We start from the raw sequence: 14270 nt of genomic DNA, 5'->3' as shown, positions 1-14270 counted from the left end.
GCTCGATCAACCTGCAAGATGCGCGGCGCGTAAGGAATGGCCACCCAATTGAAAGAAATGGGCTTCTCTCCCGATCGCCCCTGGGTCGTCTGACCCGCTTGCAGACAGACCGAGCACCTCCATCCAAAGCTCGGCCAGCCGGTGCTCCGTCGACGTAACCAACGCCTCGCCGAAAGTTGCCGTTTCAGCTAAATGGGGCTGCGGCAGGTTGTTACGGTCGACTTTGCCACTTGAACTTAGAGGAAACGCTTGCATAGCAACAAAATACGAAGGAATCATGTACTCAGGTAGCAGTTCCTTAAGTGCGACCCGAAGGCTCACTTCCTCCGGCACCTCTCCATCATCTGTCACAAGATGTGTACAAAGCGCCATCTCTCCCGCATGGTCCGTCACAACCGTCACCACAGCATCGCGAACCTTTGGTTGCAAGAGCAGCGCGTGCTCGATCTCACCGCATTCAATGCGAAGACCGCGCAGCTTGACCTGATGGTCAAAGCGTCCCAAATATTCAATATTGCCGTCCGGTAGCCAGCGTGCGCGATCGCCGGTACGGTACATCCTCTCTCCTGCGGCAAATGGATTCGGGACAAAGCTTTGCTCCGTCAAATCCGGCCTGTTGTGATATCCACGAGCAAGACCAGTACCCGCGATGCACAGCTCTCCGGAGACGCCAATCGGCTGCGGTCTCATCCGCTCGTCTACAATGTAGAGCCGGATGTTATGGATTGGCTTTCCGATCGGAATCGTACCTGCATTAATTTTCGGGCAATCGTAATAGCTGACATCGACCGTCGCTTCTGTCGGACCATACAGATTAATGATCCGGCAGTGGCTGCCGGCGCGCTCAATCAGGTTGTAAAAACCTGCGACATGTGTGGGCTTGAGCGCTTCGCCGCTAGCAAATAAGTATCGCAGCGAACAAAGCTCGCCGCCTCTGCCGCTTTCCGCCACATATGGCAAAAAGACACCAAGCATGGACGGCACAAAATGCATAACCGTAATCGATTGCTCCTCAATCGCGCGCAACATGACCGATGGCTCTTTCTCCCCGCCGGGCTCCAGCAAATAAAGCGAAGCGCCCGCAAAGCCCCACCAGAACAGCTCCCATACGGAAACGTCAAACGTAATCGGTGTTTTTTGCAAAATAACGTCTCGCTCATTCAGCGGATAAGCCGTCTGCATCCAGTTAAGTCGGTTGATCGCCGCGCGGTGCTCCACCATAACGCCCTTGGGTTTCCCGGTGGATCCTGACGTATAAATGACATATGCCAAATGCTCGGGGCCCGCTTGAGACAATAGTTCCTTTACTTCTTCGCCTTTCGTCAGCTCCGATGCGGTCGCCGCAAGCGCATCCAAATCAAGCGTTTCTCCCTGGAAGGCCGGGAGCGTATGAATCCACTTTGCCCCCGCGAGTAGCAGTTTGGCCTCACTATCCTCCAAAATGCCGCGGATCCGCTCGGGTGGATGCTCTGGATCGATTGGTAAATAAGCCCCTCCCGCCTTGAGCACCGCCATGATCGCAATCATCATGGACAACGAGCGCTGTGCGGCAATCGGAACAATCGTTTCGACAGCAACTCCCTTGTCTCTTAACACAGCAGCCATGCGTTCGGCGCGGTCATTCAGCTCCCCGTATGTTAGTGTGCCTTCGGCCGACCGCACCGCCGTCCTTTCCGGCCATCGCTGAGCGGACTCGGTGAACCATCCATGAATCGTCTTTTCCGCAGGGTACGAATGTCCCGTATCATTCCAGGCCGTAACGGCGGCATCTTCAGCAGGAGTTATCATGATGACATCGCCACAGATCAGATCTTGGCTAGCGGCCGTTTGCTCCAAAATGTAAAGCAAACGATTCGCCATCCGCTCCATCGTGGCTTTGTAGAACAATCCTGTATTATACTCCAGCTCCGCCCTTAAACCGCCTTCTCCATCGCTGTACAGATCGAGTTTGAAGTCCAGTTTGGATGTTCCGTTACTGACATGCAAAGGCTCGATGCTCCAGCCGTCCCCGTGAGCCGCCAGCTTCTCGTCTTCAAACTGGTTGTGAACGATCAACATCGTATCGAACAGCGGGTTGCGGGACGGGTCTTGCGGACTCCGGGTCGCTTCCATCATGTGCTCGAAGCTGACATCACCATGCTCATATGCGCCAAGCAAATGCATGTGGGTCTCACCGATAAAGGTTAAGATCGGTAGCTCATCCGCCACCTGCATCCGAATCGGCAGAAACTGGTTGAACATGCCGATCATCCGGGCCGTGTCTGGATGCGTCCGGCCTGCCGCCAAAGAACCAATTGTAAATTCTGACTGATGAGTCGATCCCTTGAGCAACAGCGCATAAGCCGCAAAAAGCAAGCTATTCATGCTCGCTCCGGCGCTTGCAGCGGTCTTTTTCAGCCCTGTGGCGAGCGAAGCCGGAACGTAGAAGGTATACGTATCGCCCACAAATGTCTGATGGTCGCCGCGCGGCCGATCAAGTGGCATATCAAGCGGCGCAAATGGTTTTGCAAGCTGCTCTGTCCAATACGTCCGGCTTGCTCTAGCCCGATCCGAGCCGGACTGTCGCTCCTGCCAAACTGCATAATCCTTGTAATGTAGAGCCAGAGGCGCAAGTTCCACGCCGTCGATTAAAGCGGTCAACTCCTCCAAGAGCAGCCTGACGGATATGCCGTCCGCCGCGATGTGGTGGATGTTGAGCAGCAGATAGGCATCCGCTCCTTCCGATATGGGCCGGCAATAACATGCGGCGAGCAGTGGCGCTGCGGCAAGCTTGAGCGGCTTGAAAAACGCGCTCAAGCATTCCGAAAGCGTCGTCTCCGCGAGATCCGCCGTTTGCAGAACAAAGGCGGCCGATTCATGCACAATCTGGGTCGGAATGCCCTCGGACCAATGATATGAGGTTCGCAGCGGCTCATGTCGTTCAATTAATTTCCGAAGCGCTGGCCCGATTCTTGTCTCATTGACAGCACCTGACAATTTAAGCGCAAGGGGAATATGGTAGGTTAGTCCGATATCAGCCATGCTTTCCGCTAAAAACATGCGCCGCTGCGGCGGGCTGAGCGGATAGGATGCAGCTTTTTGCGCTTCCACAACAGGTTCGTACGCTTCCTTGGTAGCCATGTCGATCCAGGCCGCCTGCTCTCTGACCGTCGGCAGCTTAAAAATCTCCTGAAGCGGCATGCGCACCCGGCAATGCTTGTAGATTGCCGAGGTCAATGCGGCCGCCTTCAGGGAATGGCCGCCATGCTCAAAGAAGTGGTCAAGCGCACCAACCTGCCCTACATGAAGCACTTCTTGCCACAAACCTGCAACAATAATCTCTGTATCTGTGACAGGCACTTCATATGAGACCGTGCGCTCCGGGGCAGGCAGACGTTTTTTGTCCACCTTGCCACTCCCGTTCAGCGGCAGCTTCTCCAAATGTACAAACGCGGAGGGAATCATAAAGGCCGGCAGCTTGCCTGTCAGTTGACTCCGAACGTTTGCCTGCCCGTCGGTTTGCTCAATAACGATATAAGCGCATAAATAGGGCGCGCCGTCATTCTCAATGAGCGCCACAAACGCTTCCTTGACGCCCGCGCAATCCAGCAGCCTGCTTTCGATTTCACCCAATTCTATCCGGTAACCTCGCAGCTTGACTTGGCTGTCGATTCGGTCTAAAAACTCCAAATTTCCGTCAGGCAAACGGCGCACTAGGTCGCCGGTTCGGTACACGGTTTCGCCTTCCCGGAACGGATGCTGCCGGAACTTCGAATGGGTCTGCTCTGGCAAATTCACATAGCCGGATGCAACACCATCGCCTGCAATCCACAGCTCTCCCGGCACCCAGTCCGGCTGTAATTGGCTCTGCTCATTCAGCACCAGCGCTTCCGAGCCCGCGATCGGTACTCCGATCGGCACCGTGGTCGTTCCTTGTTCATCCCATGTATCCGTGACCCTATAGCAGGTAGCGAACACCGTCGTTTCTGTAGGACCGTATACATGCATTAGTACGCCAGGTCCAAGCGCGCGGAGCGCTTTGCGGATATGCGGAACGGAAGCGCGCTCTCCGCCAAATAAAATATGGCGCAGGCATCGCAGCGACTCCATCCCATGATCGACCAGCGTATTAAACAGTGCCGTCGTCACAAAGAATAGGGTAATGCCTCTCTCCTCAATCAGCTCGGTCAGGCGCATAACGTCCGCAACCTCTTCCTCGCCGACCAGCGTCAGCCTCGCGCCGTTCAAAAGCGCTCCGTACAAATCGAACGTTGAACCGTCAAAGGCGTAGTTGGAAAGTTGCAACAGCGCATCGTTTTTAGAAATGCTTACATAATCGGTATCAACGGCAATCCGGGACACATTGCGATGCGAGGTCATAATTCCTTTCGGCTTGCCCGTTGAGCCAGATGTATACATGATATAAGCGAGATCGTTCGCTGAGCCGTCAATGTCCAAATCATGGCCAGACTCGTCATCCCATCTCGTATCGAGACCATCAATGTCGACGACATCTATGCTGTCTAGGGCAATCCGGGCGCCCATCTCCATCGTAGCTTCCGCAGCCACGATCGTCCGAGCTTCCGTATCCTGCAGCATAAACAAAATCCGCTCTTCGGGATATTGCGGGTCGATTGTCACATAGACGGCTCCCGTTTTCAGCACAGCCAATATCGCCGTTATCATATCGAGCGAGCGTCGCAACAGAAGCGCCACCTTCGCCCCGGGCCCGACGCCGCGACGCGCAAGCACGCGCGCGAACCGGTTAGCACGTTCGTTCAGGTCGCTATAGGTATAAGCCAACTCGCCCATTTCTACGGCAATCTGCTGCGGTGTCTCTACCGCTTGCCGTTCAAACAACCTGTGCAGCGACAGTTCCTGTGTCGGCGTAGCGAATGAACGGCCAAACTGAAGCAACCGTTCCCGTTCTTCTGCATCGACGGGATCAAGCTCGCCAAGAATGACATGTGGCTTTGCCGCGACTGCTCTGGCCAGCGCTAGATAATGCCTGGTCAATTGCGCGGCGGCCCGCTCATCGTACAAATCCAGCGCATACTCCAGCGTAAATGCGATACTAACACCGTTATCTGCGCACTCCCAAGTCAGGTCGAACTTGGCTGAGCCGCTGTCCATCGCTTGGGGCGTATAAACTATATCCTTGCTCTGCCATTCGGGCAGTTCCATATTTTGAAGCGTAAACACTGTATCGAACAGTGGATTACGTCCGTATTCCAGTTTCACATTCGCAAGTTCTGCTATTTCTTCATAAGGCACATCTCCGTTACCAATAGCCGCCAGCGTCTCCCCATTGACCTGCTTCACCCATTGATCGAAGCTCAGACTGTTTTGCCCGTGCAGACGTATCGGAACCATGTTGACGAACATCCCGACTAGGTTTTGCAGCTCCGGCCGCACACGTCTCGCGGTTGCCGTGCCAACAATGATTTCGGATTCGCCCGTATATTTCGCAATCAGCACATAATAAATCGAAAGCAGAACGGTGTATAACGTTACGCCCTCGCGTCTAGCCAGCGCTCGCAACGATTCGGCAAGCTCTTGATCTAGCTCGAAGCGTTCAATTGCCCCGCGATAGCTTGGCGTCTGCGGTCTTGGACGGGGTGACGGAAGCGCCGTAGACGGCACGCCATCCCGAAAGATTTCCCGCCAATAAAGCTTCTGACGCTCCAGCCAGCCGCTATTTCGGTCAGCTTTCTCCCAAATAGCCACATCCCCGCCATGAATGGACAACGGCTCGGGAGCGTTCCCCTCGTAAAAACTCGTAAGATCGGACATCAAAATACCCATCGACGTTCCGTCCGTAATGATATGATGCATATCCAGCAGTAGCATGCTTGACTCGTTCATGCGCACAAGTTCCATGCGTAGCAATGGCGCTTGCCCCAGACGAAACGGCTGGAGAAAGCTACGTTGCCGAAGCGCCAATGTAGTCATCGACCAGCCGCTTCCGTCAACGACGACCAGCGGCGGCTCGATCCCCTTTTCGATGCGCTGCATCACATTGTTTTCTTCCATAAAAAAGGACGTCCGCAGCGCCGGATGCCGCTCTATCAGCGCCTGCCACGCCGCGCGGAATCGTTCGATATCAATCGGGCCATTCACCTGAACCGCAAACGGAAGATGGTAATTGAGCAGCCCTGGATTCAGCTCTTCCAAAAAGAACAGCCGCTTTTGCGCCGAGGTAGCCGGATAAACCGTTTGCTCCTCTGCTTTGGTCACCCGCGGAGGAGCGGCGGCAGCTCCCTCTCCCTCCTGCGCCTTTTGCTCCAGTAAAGCGGTCAGCGAACTGACCGTATCGTGCAAAAATAACTCGGTAAGCGTAAGCTCGACGCCAAACGTCTCTTGCAGCCTTGCAGCAGCATAAGCAGCCTTGAGCGAATTGCCTCCTTGCTCAAGAAATCCTTCCTTGCGGCCTATATAATCCTTTTTCAACACCTCGCGCCAAATAGAAATAATCCGTTGCTCCGTCTCTGTTGCCGGCTCCAAGTCGATATCACCGCTCAAGGCATTGTTACCTTCCGCATTACAACGCTTAAGCGTGGCGGCCGTTTCTAGTTCCGACAGCTCGGCAAGCGTTTCGACAAACTCGCCTTCGCGCAGCGCTTCCGCCAATATATAGCGTTGAATTTTGCCGGAAGTCGTTTTCGGAATTCGCCGTAAGGGGACTACAAAAGCAACGTCCAGACCGGCCGATCCGTTCAGCAGCTTTTTTACCTCGCTCATCAGCGGTATAAATCCGCTAGTCTTGCCGCGATACTGAATAAAAACAGCGATCGCATCCCGTTTGGTCGTCGCATCCTGAACGGCGGCAATCGCCGTTTTCCCGATCTCGGCCCCTTTTAGGCCGCTGATCAACGCCTCTAGGTCATGCGGATACACATTTTGGCCGTTGACGAAAATGACGTCCTTCATGCGGCCCGTCACATATAAACGCCCTTCCAGCAAGAAACCCAAATCTCCCGTATTCAGCCAACCGTCCGAGGAAATTATCTCCTTGTTTACATCTGGCCGCTTATAGTATCCGCTTGTAACGTTGCGGCCTCTAATATGAATCAAGCCTACGCTACCTGCTGCCGAAGGGTTTTCTGCTTCGTCGCAAATGCGCACTTCGCAATCTTGTACAGGTAAGCCCAGCTCGACAATCTCGATTGCGGTATGATCCCCGTGCGCGGCTATTTGGACAGGCTGTCCGATAGCGAGCGATTGGCGCTCAAGCTTAACGGTATTCAAATGATCTTCTGTTCCTGGAAACGTTACTGCCAGACTCGCTTCCGCAAGGCCATATACCGGAAAAATGCAGTTCCCTTTCAACCCGTAAGGTTTCATCGCCTCCAGAAAATGGCGGCAATGGGCGGCCGATATTGGTTCGGCCCCGTTAAAAATCAGCCTGACGCAAGACAAATCCCATGCCATCGCTCCTTCCGGCTTCCAGTGCTGCAGAAAATGCACATAACCGAAATTCGGCGAAGAGAGACATGTCACCCGGTGCTTATGTGTAAGTTCCAGCCATTTCATCGGATGAAGCACAAACGTCGAGGTGGGCAAGTGTAACTGATTCATGCCGCAAAGTAGCGGCGAAAGATGAAAGCCGATGAGTCCCATATCATGCGTCAGCGGCAGCCAACTTAGTGAAGAATCCTGCTCCGTCGACTGCGCCCCATGAATAATGGCGCGCATGTTCGACAGCAGATTGCCATGCGTCAAAACGACACCCTTCGGGTCTCCTGTTGAACCCGATGTAAACTGGATGAATGCGGTGTCCGTCTCGGCTGCGTCATACGGCTGAACCTCGAGACATCCAGCATCCTCTGCCGCCGAAAGCATCTTCGCAATCGGCACACTGCCGGACTCGAGATGGGCCAGCGCCTCCGCCTCTCCGTGCTTCAAAGCGTAGTCTTGAATTCCAGGCCAAAGCTCTTCATCGCAGAGCAATCTTGGCGCTGTCAACTGCTTGCATACCTGGATCAGCTTTTTTCGTCCTTCGTCCGTGCGCGCCGCCGTCACAGGTACGGGGATAATGCCACCGAGAACGCAAGCCCAGAACAGAAGGATAAACCGTTCGTTATTTTCCGTCTGCATGACGGCAAAGTCGCCAGGACCAAGCCCCTGTTCACGCAATAAATGGAGAGTCTTTCCGGCCAATGTAAATAATTGGCCGTATGATAAGTAGCGCTCCTGCGCGCTTTCACAAAATAAAATTCCCGCATCTTTTTCCTTGCGTGCCAGCAATACGCCGGCCAAATTACGGATGGTTCTCATAATCGGCAGCCCTCCGCTCTGTCTTTTATCACACCGTTGTGGAATGTAGTTCTTGATAATCCTCAGTTACGATGCGATTATGCTCGTCCATAATAACGACATGCGGACGATACGTTCGGGCTACCGAGTCCTCCATCATCGCGTAAGAAATAATAATGACGCGGTCACCTGGCTGCACCAGTCTGGCAGCGGCGCCGTTCAAGCAAACCATACCAGAGGCTCTGGGACCACTTATGACATAGGTCTCCAGTCTAGCTCCGTTATTGATATTGACAACTTGTACTTTTTCATTCTCTAGGATGTTCGATGCATCCAAAATATCCTGATCAATGGTTATGCTTCCTACGTAATTCAAATTAGCCTCTGTTACGACAGCCCGGTGAATTTTCGACTTATGCATCTCTCTAAACATGAATACACTCTCCTTGTGGAGTAGTTTTTGGAAAAACAAAAACTCAGCTAACATGTACTACCTAACTTATTTTCCAAATATCCTATTTTAAGGAACATTCAGAGTGTCGACAAACCTACAATGTTTCTCTGTCTTAACGATAAAATAACAAAATGTAGCAATAATCCTTTTAAAATAACAAATTATGCGTAAAAACGGATCAATCTGGCTGTGCGTTTGGAAGTAAGTTCATGCTTCGGTGTGGTAATCAATGTTCGTGTGTAGAAAACAAGCTGAATGGGTAAAGGTAAATTCTTGCGATTATGAGGGGGCAGGTTGATGGGCAAAATCATGATTTTTGTGTTGAATTTTGTTGAATGGACAAGCTCATGATATTGAAAAGGTCATGCAGTTAGGCTGGTTTATGCTAATGTGCGGGCTCCAGTTGTTAAAAAAATTGGACAGTAAAATGAAAATAATACGTGGCTTGTACATCACAGCGGCTCATCATAGAGACAGTTCAGTGCTACGAAGGGATAAAACAAAATAGTGTAATCAGGTGTAGCGTTAATGAATTAAAGTAATACAGCAAAATAAAGTGCTTTTCGTATAACCTACCCTTATAGTAGTGCTAAACCTGTACTTGCGATAGGGAGACAATCTTACACTATAGGGATAAATTCTTACACTTTTTTAAGCAGTCTCACCATAAATTAAGCGCCTTACGCAAAAAAATATTCCCACTCTTGCTTGAAAACAACAGCTTGACAAACAGAAATAAATTAAAGATTGTTGCTTTGTGACGAAGGGATTTGCGACAATAGTGGAGCGCTTTTTTGCGATCGTAACGGTTCAAATAGCTGAGCGTATAATATTTGCTTGCGATACCGATGTCGATGTAATATAGCTGTTTCGCTTTTTTTCTAATAGAATCGGACTGTGCGACTAAATCCCGGATGTGCTCTCGTACTTTGATAGATTTGAAGCTAAGTCCCTCGATTTTTGTATATATTTCCTCGTTGAGATGAATCGTATCGGGATCAAGCTGCCAGCGGTCGCAGAAGAAGTAGAGACTATCGGGAGACTCCTTGTAGACGGAATGGGGTTTCGTCTGTAGCGCAATTCTGTATTTGTCAAAAAAGCGGAGCAAATAGGTCGTATCTTCCCCCAGATAAAAATGCTCATTGATTAAGCCTACTTCATCCAGTAGCTTCCGGCGGAATACCATCGTATTCAGTTGAAAAAAATTGCGTGTATGCGACAAAAATGTTTCGAGCAATCCTTTTTCAAATATAATTGTTTTTCCGTTATTCCATGTTTCAAATGTTGTTCGCATCGATTGTAACAAATTCTGCTCAACCTTATTATCAAAGTTGTAGGAAGTAATATCCCCGTGCCTTTCCGCCCATAGCGCAAAGCTGATATCCGATTTTGTTTGCATGAGCGTCTTCATGCTGTCAGCTAAATGGCAAGGATACCATTCGTCATCGGAATCTAGAAACGCCAAATATTCACCTTTTGCTGCTAGCATCCCTGTGTTTCTCGCGCCACCCGGTCCTTTTTCCCGATCATTGTAAACATATCGGATTCGCGCATCTGTGCGCGTCCACTCGCGAATCACGTTTTCCGTATGATCCGTACTTCGGTCATCAACGACGATTAGTTCCCAGTTCACGTAAGACTGGTGCAAGATGGATTCGATCGCGCCGGAAATGATCTGCGCCCGATTATACGTTGGCATTACAATACTTATCAATTGCTCCATACGCATCACTCCAATCATTATAAAATTTATGCTTCAAATCATCGTCAGTGTAAATGTGAAAGCGGCTAGCCGTCAAGCTTAAAAAGTGTACGCGTTTTAGGCAAGTCCTGCTTACGACTAAAAAACCTGATACCAATATAGGTTTGCCAGCTTGCTCGCAACCTTCCGTATAAGAAAAACCCTCCGCTTTACGGCGAGCACAACAGTTCACATGAATTCCATTCTCGGTAGAAATAATTCCCTACAGTCTATATAGATTGAAATTGCATTCCGTGCTCCTAGTTGTTTCTTTCAAAAGATATAGAACATTCATAATGTTGGAATACTTATTTGTCAGTTTCTATTGAAAATAGAACGACATAAAGACGCTTCCCACTCCATTGTTAAATGATCTGGGAAGCGTCTGTCTATGCTATGACATTAAATGAGGTCAGACTTTTTAAGCAATCGCTGTATGATCATTGCCACTTCAGCTCTAGTAATATATGCTTTCGGTGCAAGCTCTGTATTGCTTCGTCCAGTGAAAATACCGGATAAAACACTTTCAGCTATACTGTCCCTAGCCCATTCTGATCCAGTAGATATATCTGAGTAAGGATGCAAGTTGGTATCCGTATACTGGTTTGGAAGCATAGCTTTTAGGTTCGTGATTTTCATCGCTTTTGCGATTATTACCATAGCTTCCTCACGCGTAATTTGGTCATGAGGACCAAAAGTGCCATCGGCATATCCCTTGATAAGATTATAGGAATAGGCCGTTTTAATTGCATTACTAAACCAATCGTACTCCTTCACATCGGAGAATGGAACTGATCCGCTCTCCAGTTTCAAGCCTAAGCCGCGCACAATAATTGTTGCGAATTCTGCTCGTGTGATGTTACGGTTTGGACTAAATTGACCTTCACCAGTACCTTCAATAACCATACGTGATCCCATGTCATTTACAGCATCCTTGGACCAGTGGTTTGCCACATCAGTAAACTCTAATGGATGCCAAACAACCGTGTACGTGCTGTTTGTTAAGCTGTTGATCACCGCATAGTATTTGCCTTCGATGTTTGTAACTTTCGTAGGCACATGTCGTATCCTACCATCTGATTCGACAACAATTCCGGTTGTAATTTTATGGGGATCTATGTTGTCAGGAATTGAAATCGTACGTTTGACATAGGCATTAAACTTATCGACCTGAATATTTGTTCCTCCATACGTTCCTGTTACTATGAAGTTAACTGGAGGAGCAACAATGGTGAAATTTCCTTTAATTGTTGCATTGTTAATGATTTTTAACATTTCCGGCAGCGGCTTAGCTATTTCAACCTTCACTTTAATATCTCGAAGAGCGATAGTTTGGCCGACTTTTTCAGATACAGAGTCAATATTAATTTGCTTCGCTGGAATAGTATAGGTTGCCCATGCTGTCTTAATCTCTAGAACAGCTTGATTGCTCTCCATATTCTTGACCATTTCACCATTTAGCTCGGCAACCAATACATCCGTCTCTAATTGAAACGGAATGGTTACTATGGATCCTAGTCCTTCCGATTGCAGCTTCTCTTCAATTTTCTTCTGATTTACTTTAATTGTCCAAACTTTTTGGTTATTAACTATTTCAGACGATGCTGTTCCAGCTTTTTCTACCTTGCCATTCACGAGAACGTCTACTCCTGTATTCACTACCGGTTGTTGTGGAATAGGCGCTACTGGGGTAGGCGCTGGGGTAGGTATAGGTAATGGTGACGGTGTTGATGTCGGTGTGTTAGGCACTACTGCATTCGATACCTCTGATGGTAAACTATTTCCTGCTTCATTGATAGCGCTGACCGTAAACGTGTAGCTTGTTCCATTGGTCAGACCTGTTATGATAATTGGGCTTTCTTTTCCAGTCACGTGGATTGAACCCGTAGAATCCATCACTATATATCCGGTTATCGGGCTTCCTCCATCATCTTGGGAAGCGTCAAAAACAACGGTAGCTGAACCATCTCCTGCTTGAGCCGAAACACGGGTTGGAGCGCTTGGCACTGCTTTTGGCGTAGCACTTGCTTCACTAGAAAATATACTTTCGCCGTAGGAATTCCCGGCTATTACTTTAAAGAAATATTCCGTGCCGTTTATAAGCTCCTGTACGCGATATACCGCTGAGTTTACTGTAGCAATCGGTTCGTTATTATACGAGCCTGAAGCATCCTTCATGTAAATTTTGTAAAAATCGGCTCCAGTAACAGCATTCCAAAATAACTCGACAAAGTGATTACCTCCGAATGCGGTAAGATTCTCAGGTGCACTCGGGATAACGGGTGTCTCAATTGGATTTATGATTTGTGTTGTCGTAAACGTTACATCTGTCATATTTGCCGCTGTCACTTTTACCGTCACTACGTAGGTTCCTGGTTGCAGCCCGTCGTTTGCTTTAATCGTAAAGTCAGTCATTGGATTATGTTCATCCAAAGTATTGTTTGCTGACTGCGTGATAACGAAGTTTTTCGCATTCGCACCAATGAGCTCGACTGATAATTGATTAAGTACGCCTGAACCGGTTCGTATAACTGTAATACTTTTCACTTCTGGCGATGTATAACCCTCTTGTAAAGGGTTCAGTGTCTGATTCTCTATTGGAGCAATTGTATAAGTTAGATCAGATGAAGGCTCTGTATCCGTCATTAATGAAATGATATTTGAGGTACCTTCATTCATTCCACCTAACACAACAAGACGGAAATCATATTCAGTATCTGGTCTTAGTCCGATTACGGTCGTGTTATCTGCTGTAGGTAGAATCGTTCCAGTGGATGCTAGCGTCCAGTTGTTTATTCCTTTAGGTGATTGTTCGATTCTAATTGTAGTAGCACTTATGGCTGGGCTCCAACTGAAATTTGCAGTCGTGCTCGTCTTTCCAGTGCTGTTAAAGTCACCGATCGGAATAATTATTGGCGGAGCTGCACTAGTTGTTACACTTTCAACATTGGACGTTCCTGCATGGCTACCGCCTGTGACCACAAGACGGAAGTCATACTCCGTTGCTGGACTTAGTCCTGTGACGATCGCGCTGGTTGCGTTGGTAGCAATCGGAGCTGTTGTTGACGTTACCCAAGTGTCTGCTCCTTTTGGAGACTGTTGGATACTCATTTCAGTAGCCCCATTCACTGAACTCCAACTAAAGCTCGCGGTATCGCTTGTTTTTCCTGTGCTCGCAAAGTCAGCAACGGGAAGTGTATTAGTTGTCACACTTTCAACATTGGACGTTCCTGCATGGCTACCGCCTGTGACCACAAGACGGAAGTCATACTCTGTTGCTGGACTTATTCCTGTGACGATCGCGCTGGTCGCGTTGGTAGCAATCGGAGCTGTTGTTGATGTTACCCAAGTGTCTGCTCCTTTTGGAGACTGTTGGATAGTCATTCCAGTAGCACCATTCACTAAACTCCAGCTAAAACTCGCGGTATCGCTCGTTTTACCTGTGCTCGCAAAGTCCGTAACCGGAACTGAGTTTGTCTCAACACTTACCACATTAGACGTTCCTGCATTACTACCGCCTGTGACCACAAGACGGAAGTCATATTCCGTTGCTGGACTTAGTCCTGTGACGATTGCGCTGGTCGCGTTGGTAGCAATCGGAGCTGTTGTTGATGTTACCCAAGTGTCAGTTCCTTTTGGAGACTGTTGAATAATTATTCCAGTAGCGCCATTTACCAAACTCCAACTAAAACTCGCGGTATCGCTCGTTTTTCCTGTGTTCGCAAAGTCCGTAACCGGAACTGTAGTTGTCTTCACGCTTACCACATTGGATGTTCCTGCATGGCTACCGCCTGTGACGCTAAGTCGGAAATCATACTCCGTTGCTGGGCTTAGTCCTGT

4 protein-coding genes are annotated in these 14270 nt (G+C 49.3%); all 4 read right to left on the bottom strand.

Going from position 1 to position 14270, the window contains the following annotated elements; all coding sequences use genetic code 11:
• Window positions 1-6: 6 nt before the first annotated feature.
• Window positions 7-8256, bottom strand: a complete 8250-nt coding sequence (locus tag JCM16418_RS05765) for a non-ribosomal peptide synthetase (RefSeq protein ID WP_242403724.1) — start codon at window positions 8254-8256, stop codon at window positions 7-9.
• 28 nt (window positions 8257-8284) lie between these two features.
• Window positions 8285-8668, bottom strand: a complete 384-nt coding sequence (panD, locus tag JCM16418_RS05760) for an aspartate 1-decarboxylase (protein ID WP_036646945.1) — start codon at window positions 8666-8668, stop codon at window positions 8285-8287.
• A gap of 682 nt (window positions 8669-9350) precedes the next feature.
• Entirely contained in the window at window positions 9351-10412 is a 1062-nt protein-coding gene (locus tag JCM16418_RS05755) for a glycosyltransferase family 2 protein (protein WP_036646944.1), read from the bottom strand.
• A gap of 420 nt (window positions 10413-10832) precedes the next feature.
• Window positions 10833-14270: fibronectin type III domain-containing protein (locus JCM16418_RS05750; protein ID WP_052020072.1), on the bottom strand; the 3438-nt coding region annotated here is incomplete at its 5' end.

Source organism: Paenibacillus pini JCM 16418 (assembly GCF_000576305.1).
In the GTDB taxonomy this organism is placed as follows: Bacteria; Bacillota; Bacilli; order Paenibacillales; family Paenibacillaceae; genus Paenibacillus_AQ; species Paenibacillus_AQ pini.
The sequence above is the reverse complement of the archived record's forward strand: the minus strand, read 5'-3'. Positions and strand labels throughout refer to the sequence as shown.